Consider the following 22,421-nt stretch of genomic DNA (forward strand, 5'->3'; position numbering starts at 1 on the left):
GAATATTATCAATTCAAAAAAAACAACGTGAAAAAACTTAAAATTATAGGATTATGCTCTATTTTAATAATATCGATGGTGGTTCCTAAATTCATCCGAGCCGAGAATGCTGAAAATCAACCCAAACTTCCAGCAGTTAAGTCTAAAGCTTCTATAATACTTTATGGAGGAGAAAGAACTCGTGCTGCGGCAGTTCTTTGGTATTTAGAAGAACTAGGTATATCTTATCAGTATAAAAAGTTAAATATTGCTGCTGGAGAAAATAAGCAACCAGAATACTTAGCTATTAATCCGATGGGCAAAGTTCCATCATTAGTAGATAATGACTTTTCTGTCTGGGAATCGGGAGCAATTTTATGGTACCTAGCTGCTAAATACGGACAAATGCCTGAAGATTTAGCGACACAAGCTCAAATAAACCAGTGGATTATTTTTGCCAATTCAACTTTGGGTAATGGACTTTTTTTAGAGGATAGAAGAGAAACAGAAATGCCGCGATTATTATCTCCTTTAAATGAGATCTTGCTAGAAAATCCTTATCTTATGGGCGAAAGCTTTACTGTAGCCGATGTTGCAGTTGGTTATTATCTATATATGGCAAAGTTACTTTTTAATTTAGATTGGCAAGAATATCCAGCTGTTATCGATTATTTAGACCGACTCACTCAAAGACAAGCATTTAAAGATACTTTAGGACAACGCTGAAGTTTTTAGCATAGTATAAATCTTTCAAAAATGCGATTGCATCTTGCTTTATAGCTATCTAAAATAAACCACTAATTAATCTCTAGCTTAAAAAAGACAAAGAAATATACTACTTCTATCGCCCCAAAGAATATAAAAAATCAATAACGGTAAAGCAAAAAAAAACTCATTTTTTGATTGGGTAATTATCGAGTTAAGCGGGAGTAGTATTGTAACTATCAAATCAAAAAATTAACCAAAAAACTAATATTAAAGTCGTGCTATTTTCGCTCGCTCATAAGTTTAATTGCTAATAATTTTACTTGGGGATAATTAACTTTACCGCGATCGCTTCTGGGCAAACGTTCGACTTCCAGCCAATGTTTGGGGTGTTTGTAGTTACTTAAAGTTTTTCGTAAATATTGTTGAATTACATTTAAATCTACAGGTAATCGCCTGGGAACGTATAACGCTGTTACCACTTCTCCCCAATAGGAGTCTGGCAACCCAATTACACAAACATCACTTACAAGTTCTGTTGTTAAAATTGCCGCTTCTATTTCTGAAGGGAAAACATTTTTACCACCAGTTATAATTTTCTGGCTATTTCTACCCACAACATATAAATAATCAGACGCATCCAACCAGCCAAGGTCGTCGGGAATAAATTTTCTATTTTCAAATAATTGGGGATAATATCCCAAACAAAGTGAAGCTGCTTCAATTTTTATTAAACCAATTTTTTCGGAATTCAAACTTTGGCGATCGATGTCTATTTTAGCGTGGGGTAAAACTCTACCACTACTATTATTACCCTGCAAAAAATCTTGTGGTTTGAGCGTAACAATTTGCGAGGCGGTTTCGGTCATGCCATAGGTAAGGGCGAGGGAAATATTATAATATCTGGCTCGATCTAAAAGCGATCGCGCTGCTGGCGCACCACCAATTAATACTGTTTTAAATTTAGACAGCCATAAAGGATCGCGATCGATTAGAAACTGTAGCTGAGTTGGTACTAAAGAAATAAAAAAATCAGTCGTGTTTAGTTGGGGTTTAGTTCCTTGTTTGAGGTTCTTATAACTGTAAATTTGTAATTTGCCAATAGTTAAAAAAGATCGTAAAAACTGCATTATACCACTGACATGAAATAGAGGCAAAACACAAAAAGAGTTTATTTGTTTGGTTTGAAAGTATTGACTAAATCCCTGAACTGAAGCTGTTAAAGTCTGCTGAGTATGTATGGCAAATTTGATTTTACCCGAACTACCTCCAGTAGGAATCATAATTAAAGATCGATCTTCAAAAGTTAAAGAAGACGAAGTTTTGGCGATCGATAAGTTTTGTAAAATTAATTGTTTGGTTTGCTCATCTCCTAAAATCAAATCGGGTTGTACTAATTTTAATACTTGCTGCCACTCTGTTTGTTTCCAGTTTGAATCGCACAAAAACAAGTTTACTTTAGTTATAAGACAGGCTAGAAAAGCAGCAATAAATTTTAGCGGCTTATTTTCAACGATAAATATGTTGATTTTACTTTGTTTATTATTAGACAATGCCGACAATTCTGTTATTAGTTTTTGAGTTAATTGGTATAGTTTTTGACTGTTGAGATCGCCTAACCATTCGTTATCAGTACAGTTTTTCAAACATTTCAAAATTTCTTTGTCCATAACATCTGTAAAAAGTAGAACAATCAATCGTTAAATACTAACAACTGTCAAAACACAGAGCGAAGTCTAATTGATAGACTTCTTGCATGAATAATAAAACAATTTTTATTATCTATAACCCATTACCTCTTGGCAAACCCTTTAATAATGTTTTGTTCAATAAGCCCGATCTTGCTTGCGTATAAATAACTATATATTACCGATAAATACGGATAAATACCTTTTTAAAATCGATCGATTTGTGTAATAAAACCAATGGCAAATGCAAAATATTGACTGACAATAAGAGCCAAGTTTATAGCAAATTAAAAAATATGTTTGAACGAGCAGCAGTATTTTCTGCATTAATAGTATTTGTTGTATTTGGACATATAGGCTTGAGATATTTTAAAGCCGTAGAAAATCAAAACTCAATAGAAATAGCTAGATAGACAAAATTGTATTGCACTTTGTCACATAAATATAAAAATAAAAATGAATTAAAATCGAGTTTTAACTAATTGTGAGGGGTAAATAGTGGAATTTAGATGGATTAAGTCGCTTTTTTCACTATCTTTGAGTTTGTGTCTGTGGGAGTCGGGTTTATCGGCATTAGCGGCATCTCCAGGTAGTATCGACAAAACTGAAGAATGCGAACTGTTGATCGTTGGCGGTGGTTTGGCAGGAGTAGCCGCCAGTTATGAAGCTTTGTTAGCGGGAAAAACCGTTTGTTTGACGGAAATAACCGACTGGATGGGAGGACAAATATCTTCTCAGGGAACTTCGGCATTAGACGAGAGGACTACTCAGAGAGAAAAATTGTTTTATCCTCGCGGTTACTTAGAATTACGCGATCGCATCGAAGAATACTATGGCAAACTCAATCCTGGTGAGTGTTGGGTAAGTGCGTCTTGCTTTTTGCCTAAAGATGCCGACAAGATTATTACCCAGCAGTTGGAAGCTGCTGCCGAGGAAGGTGGCGGAACTTTAAAGTGGTTTCCGACAACGGTAATCAAAGAATTGAATGTCGAAGAAGTAGCAGGAGAAGGAACGGGGAAACAAATTACTAGCGCGATCGCTATTCAGCATACAGCAAAGAATGAATTTTTGCCTTTAAATACTTTACCCCTGTCCTACACTATAGAGGAAGCCTACACTTATGAAAGTTCGGACAACTACGATAAAAGCATAATTCGTTTTGTACCTCAATCATCGTCAGAGGGTTCTGCTGACTGGTACGTTGTTGAAGCCACAGAAACAGGAGAAATTGTCGGTTTGGCAGATGTCCCCTATCGTTTGGGTATCGATCCAACTTCTTCTAGAGAACCGTCTTCATCCAGTTCTACTGGCAATCCTTATTGCACTCAGGGGTTTACCTATACGTTTGCTATGGAGGCTACCGAGGAACCGCAAACACACGAAATGCCGCCTTTTTATCCCGAACACGCAGGATACTATAGTTACGAACTAGAAAGGCTAGCAGACTTCGACTTAGTTTTTACCTATCGCCGTATTTGGAGTCCCGAAACAGGGGAGAGCGAAAAATTCAGCGGTATCTCTTTTACCAGTCCCACACCAGGGGATATTTCCATGCAAAATTGGACTTGGGGTAACGATTATCGCCCAGGTACGGCAAAAGATAATCTGATCTATACTCGCCAGCAGTTAGAAGAACTAGGACAACTCGAACCAGGTGGCTGGATGGGAGGATTGCGAACCGAAACTTTACAAAAAGGTGAAGAACACGCTCTAGGGTATTTCTACTGGTTGGTAGAAGGGGATACCGACTCTCAGTTAGGGGATGGAGTGAAAAAACCCCAACCTGATAACCGTTTGTTAACTGGATTAGATTCGCCGATGGGAACGGTTCACGGCTTATCTAAATACCCCTATATCCGCGAGGGTAGAAGAATTATCGGTCGTCCCTATCGCGGTTATCCCAATGGCTTTACCATTAACGAAACCGATATCTCTCGAGTGGACTATAAAAGCGAATATTATAATCAGAATCTTTCGCCCGTTACCTACCGTCAGTTATGGACGGAAATAGACGGTTTAGAAGCCCTGAGAAATAAAGACATGGCGATCGATAAAATAACTAGAAGAACCCGTTCGACTATTTATCCCGACTCTGTAGGTATCGGTCATTATGCGATCGACTTTCATCCCTGTATGAGGGAAAGTCCAGCAGAAAAAGCGGGTAATACAGAGCGAGAAGGAGAAAGACAGGGAGGAGGAGCGGCATATCCCTTCCAAATTCCTTTAAGAGCCATGATTCCCCAGGAAATTGACAATTTATTGGTGGCAGGGAAAAGCATTGCTACCAGTCACATAGCTGCTGCGGCATATCGGGTACATTCTTTTGAATGGTCTTCTGGTGCTGCGGCGGGAATTACCGCTATTTTTGCTTTAGACGAGCAACTTATGCCCTATCAGTTAGTAGACGAACTATTTATCGATGAAGAACAGTTAAAAGTCCTTAAAGATAAATTAGATCGAAGCGGCAACCCTACAGCTTTTCCCGAAACCTCGATTTTCAATCAGTCTTGGGATGATTGGCAGTAGCGAGTAAAAAGTAAAAAGTAAAAAATTTTTACTCTTGCCACATACACTTTTCTTATTTTCTAGAATCTAAAGCTAAGATTTATTTTTTACTTCCTTGTTCAATATTGCTAATTTCTATCTAACAGTGCTAGTCAATCGAATGCTCTTTAAGGACTTCGAGGGGAAAATAATCTAACATTGCTTCATGAGTGGCTGATAAGTTTATTGGTGGGGCAATGCCAGCATCTAAAGCTTCTTTCCAACGAGCGGCACAAAGACACCAGCAGTCGCCTGGTTTTAATCCAGGAAAATTATACATAGGTATGGGCGTAGTCAAATCGTTGCCCATTTTTTTACTAAAGGTCAAAAAATCGGCGGTAACTTGAGCGCAAACTACATGGACTCCCAAATCTTGAGAGCCAGTTTCGCATTTTCCAGTGCGGTAAAATCCTGTCATGGGAGAAGTACAGCAAATTTGTAGTTCTTTACCTAAAACATTTTTGGCTGATTTCATATTGTTTCTCACGTTGATGGCTAACGGTCGCTTGGGAAAAAAGTTATTAGCAGCGATTCGAGTTGGATTTATCTGTTAAACCAAAGCTACAACTTTCTTTTTAGTTTAATGATTTTATGACAGTAAAGAGTTAAGAAGCAGAGAGCAGAAAAAGACATTTCAATGAGCAATAATCATTAAGCATTTATCGACTGTAGTGTTCAATGGTCAATGTTCATTGTTCATTGTTCCCTGATTGGTTAATTTTTGCTTTCTGGCGATAAGCGCAACTGATAATTGATACTCAACAGTCTCAACCACAAAGCTGGATATTGTTTTTCTAGCCAGGGTTGCGATCGCTTTATCCAACTAGAAAACCAACCTCCAAGCACTAAATTTCTGAGAGCATCCAGATTGAAAGCCAAATAGGAACCCAACCAGCGAATTAAATCCTTATTTCCTGCCATTTCCCAAATCCACCACAGTAAAGCGGGATTTTGCCTGGCGGCAATTAAAGCCAGTCGGTTAAAAGTCAGCCAGTCGGTGCGATCTTTGATAAAGGTATCGGCTACTTCTGGGGGTTCTGCTGCCAACAGACCAAAAAAAGTATTTAACATCGAATTAATTCGTTGAGGAGGCAATATTTTGTGGGTAGGAACCATCATTCCTTTAGAAAATAGCCAGGTAACGGAAATATTGCTCTGATATGCCCGAATGCGATCTAAGTGTTCGGTAGTTAGTAAGTCGTGACGTAGTGCGGTATCGAGTAGAGTAGTTAGACGTTCTAAATTACGGACTAGAGAACCAAAGCCAGTAAAAATCAGGGGGGACTGGAGGGAAGCCGCATCGCCAATTGTCAACAGGCGATCGAAAGCTACTACCCGATCGCGATCGCCCGCGCTAAAATGACCTGGAATATAGCCGAAAGTCGGTTTTTTCCAAACTAATTTTTTCATGTCGCAACGACGGTACTCTGGCAAGATATGAAAAAAGTCTTCATACATCTCCAGTAAAGAACCAGGATTATCTGGGTGTACCTGATGGTAGTGAAATAAATAAAAAGTTAATTCGCCATTCCCGGCAGGGAATAATTCCCAAATTAGCTGTCTGCCTCTAGAGATATCCCCGTGAGAATTTAGCACGTCGCCATAGCTTTCGTCCCACACTTCTGAGGAAAAACCGCTTTCAATTACTGCCCCTACCGTAGGGCAGACGCTATCAAAAGCGCGATCGCCGTTTAGCTGCCAGGCAATCGGCGAAGCCGTACCCATAGCATCGATTAATAAGCGTCCCGTAGCCTGTCGCTGGTTTTTTGTTGGTAAGTGAACTAACTCTACGGTTACATTATTATCAAAAACATCGGTGCGAGTAAATTCGGTTTCATCCCAAATCTCTCCTCCTGCCTGACGCAACTTATCCCCGCAAACGCGCAGTAGCTTCTCGGCATCGAGTGCCACGTTTAGCACTTTGGGAGTATGCAGCACATCGGCTTTTAAATGAGGTGGGTTGTAAGCATCAAAAAACTTGCTAAAGCCATCTCGATATTCGGCAGCAATTAACGTTTCAAATTCCTCGGCAGTAAATAAACCCAAGTTAATTAAGCTTTGAAATTCGTCGCGAGAAATATTCCATTCACGATTCATTTTGCCAAAGGGCAGTCTTTCGACCAATAAAACCCGATAGCCTTTTCGCGCCATTACCGCTGCGTGAATTACTCCCAATGCGCCGCCGATGTAAATTAAATCGTAATTATTTGGCGATCGCTGTTTATTCTCTTTAGCTACTCGAAAAATAACTTCTTTAGGCTGCTGCGGATTATTAACGCTTTCGCGCCAGCGTTGTTCCCACCAATAAACCCGATTGAGGTCGTATTCGCCATTGGGCATTTTTTGAAAATAATGCACCGTTTGCGGATAATCGTCGGCTAAAGCTTCAAAGATTGTCTGCTGAGATAAATCTATTGTTGGTGGTGCGGGATAGCAAGGCGGAAAAGCAACACGAAGCTCTTTTACTAACTGTTGGGCGATCGCCTCAGCACCTTGAGGCGTTTTTGCTTCCCACTGAAATATTTTTAAATAAGTCGTGCGCTGTAACGACCAGACAAATATCGACAGTTCGCTATTGAGGTTAGATTCAGAACTACAATGCCACAAAATTCCATCGGCAGTTGTAGTTTTACAGCCGTGTTCTGGCTGCCACTGCTGCTGTAACCACACCTTAACGCGATCGGTGTCGGGGGTAGGAATTTCTGTATACAATAATTCTTTCATCATTCAATTTGTTGAAAAAACTTCGTAGGGGCGATTCGCGAATGCGGTGCGACCCACAGAGGCTACCGCCTCAAAGTCTTGCTTCGCAAGACGCTTGCGCGTACGCGCTGTTCGGCGCAAGACGCAAGGTAACGCGCACCAAGACGCGCCCCTACGTTTTTTAAATTCCCGCGTGTCCCAACGCCAAACCCGTAAACAACATTCCCAAAACCAGAAATGGCTGGGCGCTAGCTTGATATTTTACGTCGTTTTCTAAAGGATCGCGGAGAAAATACATATCCTGAAAAGTAATTTGGGGAATTACTAATAGCAGAACGATCGCGCCATAGAGATTTTCGCGAATGCTAACTAAATAACTACCAATACCAATTTGAAATAGATCGATCGCCACCACGCAGATCCAGGCGGCAGTAGTTACGCCAAACATTACGGGTAAAGATTTTAACCCCAACTGGCGATCGCCTTCAACACTTTTAAAGTCGTTAACGATGGCAATTCCCAAACCTGCAAAGCTATAAATCAGAGTCAAAATAACTATCGTCCAGTTTAAATCGCCAAATAAAGCATGACCCGTCCACCAGGGTAAGGCAATATAGCTAGAACCGAGTGCATAAGTACCCAACCAGCCGTTTTGTTTGAGCTTTAACGGTGGTGCGGAGTAAATATATGCCAGAAATGAACCACCTATGGCAATACAGGTAATGGTCAGAAATTCGTGACCCACTGCTCGATCCAAGCCATAAGCCAGGGCAATTCCTGCCAGTAAGAGAAAGAAGATCTGAACTTTGACTTGGGTTAGAGAAATTGCCCCCGAAGGAATGGGACGATAGGGTTCGTTGATCGCATCAATTTCGCGATCGAACAGTTCGTTAACAGTTTGGGTATAACCAGTCATCAAAGGTCCCGAAAGCAACATACAGGCTGCCGCCAGGAGAGTATTTTCTAACGTCCAGCTAAAGTTACCCGAAGATGCCGCACCACAGACTACGCCCCAAATCAAAGGAATCCAGGTAATTGGTTTCATTAGCTGTAGCCTGATTTTCCAGATTGAGGTTTCCCCCGCTGCCGCTCCTCTGATTCCCAAGAGTTGACGAGCTTTAGCATTGCTGGCTGGCTGTTTGCTTATTTGGTTTTGAGAGGAGGTAGTGTTAGTGTCAGACATAACTTTAGTTAACCAATAGTTACTTCTAAATAGCCGTTTTGAAATTTTGCTCCAGTTACCGCTCGACCCTGCCAGGCAGGCGGTAGAGTAATATTGCGTCTTTGATCGCCTGCTTCAATGGTAATTCCAGGTCCGTATTGAGTTAGTTTAACTTCTTTTTTAGCAAACCCAGGTAAATAGATGGCGATCTTTTTCTCTGCCGTATCGATCGCCGTTGGTTGGGGAGCAGCTTCACTTTTCATTATGTCTGGCAAACTATCTACCAGTGGCTGCCAGTTGCTGCCGTCAAACTCTGGTAAGGAGGTAACGCTCAAAGGCTTAAATTCAGTAGTTACTGTCTCGGTAGCTTCTCCTCCGCTAAGTATCGCACCCGCTACAGTTAGACCAATTTGCTGCGCGCTGCCCCAAAGATATTTCGCAGTCGCGATCGCAATTTCGTCGTTAGTAGTAACTAAATAAGCAATAACTCTTTTTTCTGCTAACGCCTGAGTACCTTTTTCTAAAATCTGGGCTGCGGGATTATTGGCATCTGAAAGGTTGTCTGCCGTCCAGGTAACGTTAAGTACCGCACTACTAACTGGCTGTACGAAAGGCTTTAGAGCCTTGACAATATCCGACTCTTCAAATATCGCCCGAAAGCGACGGATATACCAGTTTAAGATCTCTGGCAGACCAAACGCTCTCAGAGTATTAATATCTCCCGTGCCGTCATAGACAATTGCATCGTATTGACCGCTAAGATCGTATTCGCGAATTGCATTAAGCGCCAGTGCTTCGTCCATGCCTGGAAGTACGCCTAATTCTTGACCATATACTTCTTTAAGCAAAGGAGAACGTAAATACTGAGCTTCTAACTTCTTTACTTCTTCCCAGCTATTTTCCAGTAGGGTTGCCGCACTCAATTCTATTGCCGTTAGATTGGCAGCAATTTCGACTGGTTCGGTAGTGGATGCAATACCCAAACGGATGCGGAAAGCAGGACGAGATTGCAGTCCTACGAGTAAAACTTTGTTTCCTTCGCTGGCTAATTTTTTGGCAGTGGCGATCGCTACAGTCGTGCGATCTTTACTATCTGTACCTAAAAAGGTGACGATCGAAGACATGCTGAATTATAAATTTTATTTAGAGTATTGCTGTAATTATTACTAAATTACTGATTTACTGGTTTAATTTCATCTTCAAAAAACCAAGTTCTAGTATTGTCGTCAAACTTTACGATTACACCAACGCCGCTGCCGTCAGTCATTTTAAATTCTTCGATCGTACCAACTTTGCCCAACATGCCAGCAACTCTGCTGTTTACTCTGTCTCTCAAGCGATATACTTTTACTTTCTGCCCGATTTCCATTCCTGCTTATATTCCAAATTCAAATTCTAAAGAGCCAATTCACAGTTTAAAGCAAAACCAACCCGTTTTCTCAGTGAATCAGTGAAAGCAATGAAAGCAGAAAAGATAAAAGAAAAATATTCAAAAACCTTTACCCTGTCTGATACCTACTAAAGCTAAAATTACTTGCTACTTGCTACTTGCTACTTGCTACTTGCTACTTGCTACTTGCTACTTGCTACTTCTTACTTTTAAAAGATGGTCTTATCTACGGCAAACAACAAATCCAATCGCCAACTACGCTGGTATTGGGAACTAGCGATCGTTTTAATCGATCGCAATTTACAAAGAAGATATCGCGGTTCTGTCCTCGGTATTTATTGGTCGTTGTTTAATCCACTAATTATGACAGGATTATATACGGCAATTTTTGGCGCGACCTTTGCCAGCTATTATAATAACTCTACTTTAAATTATGTTTTAGCAGCGTTTACGGGTTTAATCGTCATCAACTTTTTCTCGTCTTCAACGGCGCAAGCTCTTGCCAGTGTAGTCGAAAATGGCGCGATCGTTAATAAAATTCGCCTGCCTTTATTTATTTTTCCCCTATCGACTATTGGTGCTAATATCTTCCAGTTGATTATGGGTGCTTTGCCCCTATTGATTATAGTTACACTAATTATTTCTAGAAACCCAATTAATAGCTTGGCTTTATGCTTGCCGATCGCTGCTCTAACTTTAGTATGTACTGGTGTGGGTTTATTAATGAGTGCGCTATATGTCTTCTTTCGCGACCTATCTTATTTTTACGAACTATTAACTTTTTTACTATGGATTGGTTCTCCAGTTTTTTATCCAGCAGACATCGTTCCCGAAGCAGTACGTAAATTTTTAATTCTCAATCCTTTGTTGCCAATTATTGAAAGCATTCGCCAAATTTCTCTCTCGGGTAGTTTGCCAGATCTGGTTTTAATTTTTCAGGCTTTTTTAAGCGGTACGATAGTTCTAGTAATTGGTATAGTTGCTTTTTATAGCAGGCAATCTCAGTTTATCGATTTACTATAAAAATAATGCAAGAAGCGATTAGGTTAGACAGAGTCTCTTTGTGGCGTAGAACTCAAGAAGAATTTTCCTACGATCTCAAACGAACTATTCTGTCTGTGCTTGAAGGTAAATATCGCCATCCGACTAAAAAATTAGTTTTGGATAATATTAATTTAGCAATCGCTAAAGGTGAAAAAATAGGCATCATTGGTGCTAATGGTTCTGGTAAATCTACCATACTAAAATTGATTTGCGGTATTTTAAAGCCCACGGCAGGTACGGTTAGAGTCAGAGGAAAAATCGCGCCGCTAATCGAGTTGGGGGCGGGTTTTGACCCCGAACTTTCGGTTTTTAATAACATAATTTTTTATGGTGTAATGCTGGGCTACACCCGAAAAGAAATGAAACAAAGAGCCAAATTAATTTTGGAATTTGCCGAATTGGAAAATTATGCTTTGGTTCCAGTAAAAGGACTATCTTCAGGAATGTCTGCCAGATTGGGTTTTGCGATCGCTACCGATGTCAGTCCCGATATTCTCATTCTTGATGAAGTGCTTTCGGTAGGCGATGAAAGCTTCAAAAATAAATGCGCTAAACGAATGGGTAATTTGTGGCAAGATAACGTTACGGTTTTGTTAGTTTCACACTCAATGGATTTAATTAGAAGTTCTTGTCATCAAACTATTTGGATGGATAAAGGCAAAATTCGGTTATTTGGGGAAACTGATGAAGTTGTAAATAAATATCTTAAAAATGTGACTCAATTTATTTGAGCATTAGTTTTTTTCTAAAATTATTATAGTAGCGAAATTATTTTTTTACTTATGACCGCTAAAGTTTTAGTAATTGGCGGCTGCGGCAGAATTGGCAACATGGTAGCGCGAGATATTGTGACTCATACTAACGCTACGGTTATTGTTACCTCTAGAAGCCATCAAACGGTCAAACCGCCTTTTGAATTGCAAATTTTAGACATAGCAGATACCGAAAAATTGACTGAGGCGATCGCGTCTGTAGATTTAGTAGTTCACTGCGCTGGTCCTTTTCGTCACCGCGACGGCAAGGTCTTGAAAATTGCCATCGATCGCGGCGTAAATTATTTAGATGTAAGCGATCGCAGTTCGTTTTATCGGCAGGTTATTACCGAACACGAACGCGCCAAAGAACGAGGAGTTACCGCTATCTTAAATACGGGAATTTTTCCTGGTATTTCTAATAGTATGGTCAGACAGGGAGTAGAACAATTCGAGCAGCCGCAAAAGATTCATTTAAGCTATATCGTGGCTGGTTCTGGTGGTGCTGGACTGACAGTAATGCGAACCACTTTTTTGGGTTTAAAAGAAAAATTCAAAGCGTTAATTAATGGGGAGTGGCGAGAAACTTTACCCTATACCGAACGAGAAGTAATCGAGTTTCCTCCGCCTCACGGTAAAGCAGGTGTTTATTGGTTTGAAATGCCAGAAACCTATACTTTTGCCGATTCTTTTCCTGTAGACACGGTGATTACTAAATTTGGTTCGGTTCCCGATCTTTACAATCATCTAACCTGGATTACCGCTCATATCTTTCCCTCACCTTGGGTAGAAAGTCCCAAAGGAGTAGAATTTTTCTCTCGCGTCAGCTATTTAATGACCGCCGTTAGCGATAAGTTGAGCGGTATCGGCGTGGCGATGCGTGCCGAAATTACTGGTATTGAGGGAGGAAAAACTAAAACCCACTGCCTGACAATGGTACACGATAATACGGCGATCGCGGCGGGAATTGGTACGGGAACCGTTGCCGAATTAGTTTTATCAGGTAGACTAAAGCAACCAGGGGTTTACCCTGTAGAACAGGCATTACCGACAGATTTGTTTATTGAAGCGATGAATAGCCGTAACGTTGCGATCGATATTGTCTAAGATAGAGGACGTTGTGTGAAAAGTCCGTATAAGAAAATAGAAAACTGCATTAATTATAATGAGCCAAATTTCTCAGAATAATTCTAATTCTCACGATCGAGATCTAAAAAAGATAGTTGATGCGTTGTCAAAAATTACCTCTCTTTCTTCAGAGACAATAAAGCCACATCTCAACGAACTTTTGTCTCGCTTGAGCCAAGAACAAAGTTTTAAAGCAGCAGGTCATTTCTTTGACACTACTACTGATGATGAGTGGATTACTGCGTTTCATGAGTGGTCAGAAAGTCATCGAGAAAAGAAGCTACCCGTGTTGAATGAAGAAGCAATGAGCAGAGAAAGTTTTTATGATGAGTGGTAATGTCTTATCTTTTAGATACAAATGTTTTGCTGCGAACTCTTATAACCGAAGATTCTCAATATCAAATTACCCAAACGGCAATTGCTTCTTTAAGAAGAGCGAAGGAACGATTGTGCATCGCTCCCCAAAACATAATTGAATTATGGAATGTAGCAACTCGTCCTGTAGAAAGAAACGGTTTAGGTTTGTCCCCAACCGAGACTGAAACTGAAGTTACCCAATTAAAAAACTTATTTGTTCTTTTGCCAGATACAGAGTATGTGTATCTAGAGTGGGAAAGATTGGTTTCGATGTATCGAGTCAAAGGTACAAAAGTTCACGATACTCGCTTAGTAGCATTTGCGTTGGTTCATCAAATAAATTATATTCTCACTTTTAATGTCCAAGATTTCCAACGCTTTAGTGCAGAAGTTACACCAGTAAATCCGAAGAAGATTGCTGAATCTAAGTAGTTTTTTTAAAAAATGTTGAAATTGACACTATTCGATCGCTAGGAACGCAACAAACACCAGCAAAATAAGTTATCAAGATAAATAGCTGAATGAGATAGATTATGCAACTAAGAGATCGAGTTCGTTTGGGTTTAGCTGTAGGAGTCGCTAAGGCAGTTACTACTACTGTGCGATCGCTGCGTTTGGGTGCGGCTTCGGTAATGCCAGGAGAAATTTCTCGTCGTCTCCATCCCCGTTTGTTGCCCTTGCTATTCGACCAGGTAAGTAAGGGAGTGATTTTAATTGTCGGTACTAATGGTAAAACTACGACTTCTCTACTGTTAAAAAATATTTTAGAAGCTAGCGGTTACTTAGTCGTACATAATGCTAGCGGTGCTAATTTAATTAATGGTTTAATTACGGCACTGTTAACCAGTACCACTATGACAGGTCGCTTAACGGCAGACTACGCAATCTTAGAAGTAGATGAAAATATTTTGCCGTTGGTCTTGCAAGACTGTCAGTTGAAGGAAGAAGGAAGAAGCAAATTAGCTGATTCAAAAACCTCTCTATATATTTTGGGTTTAAATCTATTTCGCGATCAGTTAGATAGATACGGGGAAGTAGATACTATTGCCCAACGTTGGCAAAGTGCGATCGCGCCATTAGCAAAAACTACTACAATTATTCTCAATGCCGACGATCCGACTCTATCTTATTTAGGACAGCAACTAGCGCAAAAAGTAGTTTATTTTGGACTCAATGAACCAGAACTGTATCTTGAAGCAATACCTCATGCAGTAGATTCTATTTATTGTCCGAGTTGCGGACATCTTTTAAATTATCGGGGTGTATATTTATCTCATCTAGGAGATTATCAATGTCCTAGCTGTAAGTTTGAAAAAAGCCAGTCTGCGGTTGATAGTAAAGAGTGGTCGCAAATTCTAATTGGAGTTTACAACAAATACAATACTCTAGCCGCTGGTTTGTTAGCGCAACAGCTAGGCATAGATTCTAACAAGATTCACCACACAATTAAAAACTTTAAAGCGGCATTTGGTAGAGCCGAAGAATTAAACATTAATGGCAAACAAGTTAGAATCTTGCTGTCTAAAAATCCCGTCGGCATGAACGAAACTATTAGAGCCGTAAACGAAGTTAAAAAAGCAGGTAAATCTTCCGTAACCCTATTAGTGCTAAACGATCGCATTCCCGATGGTACGGATGTATCTTGGATTTGGGACGTAGATACCGAAGAATTAGTCGAGCTAGGAGGCAAATTAATTGTCAGTGGCGATCGCCTCTACGATATGGCGTTGCGTCTGCAATATAGCTATCAAGAAATTAGCGAACATACCACCGACTACGAACTAATAGTTAAAGAGGATTTACCCCAGGCTATTGCTACCGCCTTAGAACAAACCCCCTCAGACGAAACTCTACACATCCTGCCTACTTACTCGGCAATGCTAGAAGTTAGAGAAATTTTGGTCGGACGCAAGATTTTATAGATCTAGTTTTTCTAAGCTAGATTTAGTTTTAAGATGACGGCGTAGGCGATCGCCACCAAAGATGCCACCAACAATTAATAAGCCCAAAGTAGGAGAAAATTCAAATGGTACTTGCTGCACGGTAAAATTGTCTACCATCAAAGCCGAAGTGCGATCGTAACTATCGACATCTACCACCCCAAACGCCGCTCTGTAAGTATAGTTACCCTCAGCCAAATCGGTCACAGTTTCCGTATACTGATTATCTGGATTGTTTGAATCGTAGTAGGTAGTGTCTTCATAGACAAAATCGTCACTAGCTATTGGCTGCTGTATGAGGTCATCGCTTTCAAATAAAAGGCTAATCTCATTAGTAGTCGAACTTTCAGGGTCTTCTAACAAACTAAAATAACTATAATCCTGATTGCCCAAACCAGGGTCGGTATTGACTCCATCATTAGTCAAGTAAGCCGTATTAAAGCTGACGATAAAGCCATTATTGCCGTTAGTTACATCTTGGGAAGAGATGGTGACATTAAAATCCTGATAGAAACCAGAACCCTCTTTAGAAGTACGGCTATCTCCTACTAAATCGGGATTAGAAGCGGTACGATCGATACTCAAAGCTTCGGGAGAGAGACTGGTTTGATTTTGCAGCGAAGAACTGTCATTGGGGTTGATATCGGCATTGACGGGGTCGCTGCCCGACTGGTTGAAGTCCAGGGAAATAGGAGGATCGGAGCTATCGACATCGTCAATTCTGGTGGTGTGTCCTGTAGTAGTAATGGCATGAGAACTACCATTAATCGGCTCGATACCATCTATAGTTCCAGTAACAGTTGAATCACCAATAGGAGTCCAACCTGAAAGATCGTTAGTTTCAAAATCGCCATTGGTTAAATTGACCGAAAAAGCAGTGGCAGAATCGACTGCTACTAAATTACCAAGAGCGAGAAAACCTGTCAGACAAATGAGACGAAGTTTGAATTTAGGCGAGAAAAATAAAAACATAATGACTAAATGGTTAGTTTAACTATAAATTTATGAATGGCATGGATACAGATAACGTTGAAGAATGAGAACTAAACAAAACAGCTAGCGAGCGAGCTTAATTCTCATTCCCATAGCCGGGGCTAGAAGATAAAATCGCTAGAATCTATGTCGCTAGAGTTGACACCTTGAAGATAGACAACGTCTTTGTTGTAGACGCTGCCTGGAGGTTGGAAATCGACTTGAATCATGGTGTCGGAACCAAAGGGGGTAGCAACGACATAGCCGTCGGCATAGAGGTCGCTCGACACATTGTTTAATTCTCCAGAGGCGATCGCACTGAAGTCTAAAAGATCGCCGTTGGGATCGAAATCGCGAATGATGTCGATGCCGTCGCTGGTTTTGGTGTAGATAAATTGGTCATTACCACCGCCTCCAGTAAGGGTGTCTTGTCCTTCGTTAGCAATAATAATGTCATTTCCACTAGCTCCACTAATAACTTCTGAATAATTTTCTCCTTCAATAACTGCCGTAACGCTAATGGTACTGGTAGCAGGGTCGGAAGTGGCACCATCGGCATCGGTAGCGCTAAAGGTTAAAGTGCGAGCGCCTTCAGTGGGATTATCAGAAGTGTTTTCGTAAGTAATGCCTTGAATTAGGGTGTCTAAGTCGGCACCAGGAATCAAAGGATTGCCAGTATCGCTATCGACTAGGTTAAAGACACCAGTGGTACTGTCATAAGTGACATTGAAGGTGGTACCGCCTACGGTAACGGCTACGGGAGTGGTAACATCAGTAGCCAGAGTGAAGGCAGTCCCGCCAATGGTAATTACTTCGCTATCGCCATCGCTGAGACTGGCGGCAGTAATACTCAAACTGGTAATGTTATCTTCGGCATCGAAGGTATCGCCGTTAGTACTATCGACAACGCTAACAGCAGTATCGCCTTCGGTAAAGCTGGTACTGTAGTCGCGGTCTGTATCTAACGCATCAGCAGTAGAGTTGAGGTCGATGATTGGTGGGTTGTTAACTCCTGCAACAGTAATGGTACTGGTAGCAGGGTCGGAAGTGGCACCATCGGCATCGGTAGCGCTAAAGATGAGAGTGCGAGCGCCTTCGGTGGGATTATCGCTGGTGTTTTCGTAAGTGATACCTTGAATCAGGGTGTCTAAATCGGCACCAGCAATAGGAGTAGTCGCACCTGTATTATTGGTAACGCTGAAGGTACCAGTGGTTGCCACATAGGTCAAGTCTACTGTCGAACCACCAACGCTGACTCCAGTGATAGTTTGGTCGCTATTGAGAGCAAAGGTTTCTCCTCCGATGGTCACAACTTCTGCTGCACCGTCATTCACATTAGCAACAGTAATACTCAGGCTGGTAATGTTGTCTTCGGCATCGAAGGTATCGCCGTTAGTACTATCGACAACGCTAACAGCAGTATCGCCTTCAGTAAAGCTGGTGCTGTAGTCGCGGTCGAGATCGGTGGCATCGGCAGTAGAGTTGAGGTCGATAATTGGTTGGTCGTTAACTCCTGCTACAGTAATGGTACTGGTAGCAGGGTCGGAAGTAGCACCCTCGGCATCGCTGACCGTGAAGGTTAGAGTGCGATCGCCTTCGGTAGGATTATCCGATGTATTTTCATAGGTAATGCCCTGAATTAAGCTGTCTAAATCGGCATCAGGAATTATCGGGTTGCCAGTATCGCTATCGACGAGGTTAAAGATACCAGTGGTACTGTCATAGGTGACATTGAAGGTGGTACCGCCGCCTACAGTAACTGCTACGGGAGTAGTGACATCGGTAGCCAGAGTGAAGGCAGTACCGCCAATGGTAACTACTTCGCTATCGCCATCGCTAATCGAAGTAGCAGTAATACTCAGACTGGTAATGTTGTCTTCGGCATCGAAGGTATCGCTGTTAGTACTATCAACCACAGCAACTGCACTATCGCCTTCAGTAAAGCTGGTGCTGTAGTCGCGGTCGAGATCGGTGGCATCGGCGGTAGAGTTGAGGTCGATAATTGGTGGGTCGTTAACTGGAATAACGCTAATGGTGCTAGTAGCAGTATTACTGTCAACGTTGCCATCATTAACTAATATTTCAATAAGACGATCTGTGGTGTTAGGAGTATTAGAAGTATTTTCAAAGGTAATTGCTTTTAGTGCAGTTTGATAAACTTCGATTGATGCAGAACCACCAAGATTAATGACAAGCTGACCTGCATTTTCAGTTACTGTATAGTTGATTCCATTAACTGTTCCATTATCGCCAGCAGCAACAGGTGTTCCATCGATCGAAAAGCGATCGCCTTCTTGAAGATTAGTTAGAGTAATCGTCGCTGAATCAACATTAGTATCGTCAATATCAGTAATTGCAATATTAGTATCGACAATTGCAACCGAGCCACCGTCTTCGGTAAAGGTATTACTATAGTTTAAAGTTCCAGTTTCCGTGCCATTGAGGTCAATACTAGGACTAGCATTGGTGTTACTCATTTGAATGGTAGTAGTAGCAGTATTGCTATTGCTGTCGCCATCATTGACAGTAACTTCAACAGCGCGATCGCTGAGGTTTCGTAGTGCAAATAATGTTGTATTGTTATAAACGATTTGAGAAATAGCAGTTTGATAGTCTGCTAGAGAAGCAGTACCAGTAAGGGTAATGGTTCCAGTATCAGGATCGTAGCTACTCGCGCTAATACCATCTGGTAAGGTTCCCGATACTGTAAGACTTTCGTTATTAATAATATTGGGATTGACTAAAATAATAACTGCCGATTCGATGTTAGTATCATCCAGATCGGTAATAGCAACATCGGCATCGGCAATCGCTACGGGAGAGCCATCAAAGCTAAACTGAGTTAGATAACTACTACCAGTAGCAGTGCTACTATCATTAGCGTCTAGGTCGAGAACTGGCGGGTCATTGACGGCATTAACACTTATGATGCTAGTAGCAGTATTGCTATTATTATCCCCATCGTTGACGACTACTTCTAAAGTGCGATCGCCTTCTGTAGGATTGTCAGAAGTGTTTTCGTAGGTAATGCCTCGAATCAGGGTATCTAAATCGGCTCCAGGAATTATCRGATTGCCAGTATCGCTATCGACCAGGTTAAAGAAACTAGTATCACTGACATAGGTGACGTTGAAAGTGGTGCTGCCAACAGTAACTGGTACGGGTGTAGTAACATCGGTAGCCAGAGCGAAAGCGGTACCGCCGATAGTTATGACTTCACTATCCCCATCACTAATCGCAGCAGCAGTAATACTCAGGCTGGTAATGTTATCTTCAACATCGAAGGTATCGGCGTCGGTGCTATCGGCAATGTTGACTGCGCTATCGCCTTCGGTGAAGCTAGTGCTATAGTTGCGGTCGGGATCGGTCGCATCGGCAGTGGAGTTGAGGTCGATAATGGGTGGGTCGTTAACGCCACTAACTGTAATAGTGCTGGTGGCAGGATCGGAAGTAGCACCATCACTATCGGTAGCAGTAAACTCTAAAGTGCGATCGCCTTCGGTGGGATTATCCGATGTATTTTCATAGGTAATGCCTCGAATCAGGGTATCTAAATCGGCTCCAGGAATTATCAGATTGCCAGTATCGCTATCGACCAGGTTAAAGATACCAGTATCACTGACATAGGTGACGTTGAAAGTGGTGCTGCCAACAGTAACTGGTACGGGTGTAGTAACATCGGTAGCCAGAGCGAAAGCGGTACCGCCGATAGTTATGACTTCACTATCCCCATCACTAATCGCAGCAGCAGTAATACTCAGGCTGGTAATGTTATCTTCAGCATCGAAGGTATCGGCGTTGGTGCTATCAGCAATGTTGACTGCGCTATCGCCTTCGGTGAAGCTGGTGCTGTAGGCGCGGTCGGGATCGGTCGCATCGGCAGTGGAGTTGAGGTCGATAATTGGTGGAGAAGTAATATCACGATAATCTAGATCGTTAGTTAACGGCGTGGCATCACTTCCATTGTCAGCAGTATCTAAATCGCTGTCGGGGAGATTGAAGTTGGTATTGGTGGCATCGAGGTTTTCATCATTAACGTCAAAGCCATCGTCGTTTACTGTCCCTTCAAAGACATCATTTAAACCATCACCGTCGGTATCGCTACCCAAAGTGGTTGAAATGTGACCTGCTTCGTCAACATCCAAGGTACCGTCGTTATCGCTGTCGGTATCGAGATAATCGGGCGTACCATCAGCATCGGCCAAAGTATTGTCAGTATCGACAGGAGTTAAGCCCGTACCCGTCGCACCAGAACTAGACCCTGCTGCGGTAGTGCTGTCGTAGTTATCGTCGAGACCATCGTCATTAGTGTCGATGAATTCAGCAGTACCGCCCTGAGCGCTAGGGGCAATATAATCGGCAGTAGTTTGAGCTTCAACGTTATCAGTAATGCCATCATCGTCGGAGTCGATATCGAGATAGTTAGCAATGCCGTCATTATCGCTGTCAAGAACTACTAGTGGTGCAGCTTGTAAAATAAATTCGATACCGTCGCCAATTCCAGCAGGACCGTTTTGTATTAAGTCTAGTGTAAAAGATGTAATCGTCCCGTTTATTTGAAGTGTTCCTGCTGCCGTACCACTTGCATCGTCTAGAGATGACTCCGACGAGTAGCCTGTTCCACTAGCAGTGTTAGCCCCACCATCTGTAACTGTAGTAGTTGTCGAATCAAAGTCATTGGTGCCAGCAAGTTCTGTCCAAGTTCCGTCTTGAAGAGTTACAGTGGCAGCATTTTGAATACCACCGTCCTGACCGCCAATCCGATCCATGTGTACGATTGGGTTTACAACTTCAATCGGATTACCTTCGCTGTCTTCAAAGGAAAATGTTATGGAAGAACCAAAATCAAAAGTACTTTGTAAACTTGCATCACCAGCTAGATCTTCGCTCCAGAAGCCAGTACCAGAGGGGTTAAAATTACCCGATTCAAAATTAGCCGAATTAGTTGTAGTAGCACGGACAATTATACCGTTACCTAGATCGTAGGTTGCTGAGGTACCAGCAATCGTCCAAGAGCCAGTGGTTCCTAGCGTACCAGCACCAAAGCCTTCTATTGTATCGAGAATGCCATCATTATCATCGTCGATATCATTAGTATCGGCAACAGTATCGCCGTCTGTATCCCACTGAATCGTAGTTGTAGCAGTGTTACTATCTACATCCCCATCATTAACTGTCACCTCAATAGTGCGATCGCTCCTGTCGGGAATAGATTCGGTATTATTAAAAGTAATTGCTGCGATCGCAGCTTGGTAATCTGCTAGAGAAGCAGACCCCGTGAGGACGATTTGACTGTCTGTCGAGGAAGGATCGATGCTAATACCTGTACCGCTAGGAATAGAAACGCCCGAAAGAATATCACCAGCTTGGGCATTAATTAGAGAGATTGTTGCTGATTCAATATTGGTATCGTCAACATCAGTAATTAAAGTATCACTATCACCAATGGCTACTCCGCCACTGTTTTGGGCAAAGACGGTTTGGTAGTTGGCACCAGTCGCAGTACTGCTATTATTAGCATCTAAATCCAAAACTGGTGGGTCGTTTTCAGCATTGACGCTGATGGTAGTTGTCGCGGTATTGCTATTACTTTCGCCATCGTTGACGACAACATTGACATTGCGTAGTGTGGTGCTGGGATTATCAGAAGTGTTCTCAAAGCTAATGGCTTCAATTGCTGCTTCGTAACTGGCAAGAGTCGCCGAACCAGATAGAACTATGGAAATTTCTCCATCACTCTCAGTTACGTTATACGTAATGCCGTTGAATACGATGCTATCGCCATCGGTGACTGGAGAATTATTTACTAGTAAGCGATCTCCCGTTTGAGCATTGGTTAGAGTAACTGAAGCAGTTTCGATGTTGGTGTCATCGGGGTCGGTAATTAAGCTGTCGGTATCGGCAATCGGGACAGCAGAACCATCTTCGGTAAAGGTAGTGGTGTAGTTATTACCCGCACTACTAGCATCTAAATCTAAAACTGGTGGATCGTTGACAGCAGTGACGTTGATGGTGGTTGTGGCAGTGTTGCTATTAGCTTGACCATCGTTGACAACT

Annotated in this window: 16 protein-coding genes; 8 read left to right on the forward strand and 8 right to left on the reverse strand. The window is 41.8% G+C overall.

Going from position 1 to position 22,421, the window contains the following annotated elements; all coding sequences use genetic code 11:
* The first annotated feature begins 75 nt into the window (after positions 1-75).
* Positions 76-705 carry a glutathione S-transferase family protein gene (locus KV40_RS26930; protein ID WP_081942953.1) on the forward strand — a complete coding sequence of 210 codons (630 nt, stop codon included), beginning with the start codon at positions 76-78 and terminating at the stop codon, positions 703-705.
* Between the two features lie 260 nt (positions 706-965).
* On the opposite strand, the gene KV40_RS26935 is transcribed toward KV40_RS26930, so the two are convergent.
* Complete coding sequence (locus KV40_RS26935; protein WP_036487705.1) at positions 966-2,354, reverse strand: 2-succinylbenzoate--CoA ligase; 1,389 nt, start codon at positions 2,352-2,354, stop codon at positions 966-968.
* 516 nt (positions 2,355-2,870) lie between these two features.
* On the opposite strand from KV40_RS26935, the gene KV40_RS26940 reads away from it, so the two are divergent.
* A complete protein-coding gene (locus KV40_RS26940) occupies positions 2,871-4,898 on the forward strand; it encodes an FAD-dependent oxidoreductase (RefSeq protein ID WP_253274397.1) in 2,028 nt (675 codons plus the stop codon).
* A 127-nt stretch (positions 4,899-5,025) separates the two neighbouring features.
* On the opposite strand, the gene KV40_RS26945 is transcribed toward KV40_RS26940, so the two are convergent.
* The 5 genes from KV40_RS26945 to KV40_RS26965 form a co-directional block, all read right to left on the reverse strand.
* Positions 5,026-5,391 carry a DUF2237 family protein gene (locus KV40_RS26945; protein WP_036487707.1) on the reverse strand — a complete coding sequence of 122 codons (366 nt, stop codon included), beginning with the start codon at positions 5,389-5,391 and terminating at the stop codon, positions 5,026-5,028.
* 239 nt (positions 5,392-5,630) lie between these two features.
* Complete coding sequence (locus KV40_RS26950; RefSeq protein ID WP_036487710.1) at positions 5,631-7,640, reverse strand: flavin-dependent dehydrogenase; 2,010 nt, start codon at positions 7,638-7,640, stop codon at positions 5,631-5,633.
* A gap of 160 nt (positions 7,641-7,800) precedes the next feature.
* Positions 7,801-8,802, reverse strand: coding sequence for a chlorophyll synthase ChlG (gene chlG / locus KV40_RS26955; RefSeq protein WP_036487712.1), 1,002 nt, complete (start codon positions 8,800-8,802; stop codon positions 7,801-7,803).
* A gap of 8 nt (positions 8,803-8,810) precedes the next feature.
* Positions 8,811-9,905, reverse strand: coding sequence for an ArsA family ATPase (locus KV40_RS26960; RefSeq protein WP_036487714.1), 1,095 nt, complete (start codon positions 9,903-9,905; stop codon positions 8,811-8,813).
* Positions 9,906-9,952: 47 nt separating this feature from the next.
* Entirely contained in the window at positions 9,953-10,150 is a 198-nt protein-coding gene (locus KV40_RS26965) for a DUF2862 domain-containing protein (protein ID WP_036487716.1), read from the reverse strand.
* 237 nt (positions 10,151-10,387) lie between these two features.
* Between KV40_RS26965 and KV40_RS26970 the strand changes: the two genes are divergently transcribed.
* The 6 genes from KV40_RS26970 to KV40_RS26995 all read left to right on the forward strand — a co-directional run bounded on the left by KV40_RS26970 (position 10,388) and on the right by KV40_RS26995 (position 15,374).
* Entirely contained in the window at positions 10,388-11,194 is an 807-nt protein-coding gene (locus KV40_RS26970) for an ABC transporter permease (RefSeq protein ID WP_036487718.1), read from the forward strand.
* A 5-nt stretch (positions 11,195-11,199) separates the two neighbouring features.
* On the forward strand, positions 11,200-11,946 hold the full coding sequence (locus KV40_RS26975; protein ID WP_036487720.1) for an ABC transporter ATP-binding protein: 747 nt from the start codon (positions 11,200-11,202) through the stop codon (positions 11,944-11,946).
* Positions 11,947-11,997: 51 nt separating this feature from the next.
* Complete coding sequence (locus KV40_RS26980) at positions 11,998-13,074, forward strand: saccharopine dehydrogenase family protein (RefSeq protein ID WP_036487722.1); 1,077 nt, start codon at positions 11,998-12,000, stop codon at positions 13,072-13,074.
* A gap of 58 nt (positions 13,075-13,132) precedes the next feature.
* Complete coding sequence (locus KV40_RS26985) at positions 13,133-13,432, forward strand: hypothetical protein (protein WP_036487724.1); 300 nt, start codon at positions 13,133-13,135, stop codon at positions 13,430-13,432.
* A complete protein-coding gene (locus KV40_RS26990) occupies positions 13,432-13,884 on the forward strand; it encodes a type II toxin-antitoxin system VapC family toxin (protein WP_036487726.1) in 453 nt (150 codons plus the stop codon). Before KV40_RS26985 ends, KV40_RS26990 begins: the two co-directional genes overlap by 1 nt.
* 101 nt (positions 13,885-13,985) lie before the next feature.
* Complete coding sequence (locus KV40_RS26995) at positions 13,986-15,374, forward strand: Mur ligase family protein (protein WP_036487728.1); 1,389 nt, start codon at positions 13,986-13,988, stop codon at positions 15,372-15,374.
* On the opposite strand, the gene KV40_RS27000 is transcribed toward KV40_RS26995, so the two are convergent.
* On the reverse strand, positions 15,369-16,364 hold the full coding sequence (locus KV40_RS27000; RefSeq protein WP_036487730.1) for a hypothetical protein: 996 nt from the start codon (positions 16,362-16,364) through the stop codon (positions 15,369-15,371). The two genes, KV40_RS26995 and KV40_RS27000, sit on opposite strands and share 6 nt — an antisense overlap.
* A gap of 122 nt (positions 16,365-16,486) precedes the next feature.
* Positions 16,487-22,421, reverse strand: a 5,935-nt coding sequence (locus KV40_RS35860; RefSeq protein WP_036487732.1) for a hypothetical protein, incomplete at its 5' end; no start/stop codon positions are given.

Origin of the sequence: Myxosarcina sp. GI1 (assembly GCF_000756305.1) — a bacterium.
GTDB lineage: Bacteria > Cyanobacteriota > Cyanobacteriia > Cyanobacteriales > Xenococcaceae > Myxosarcina.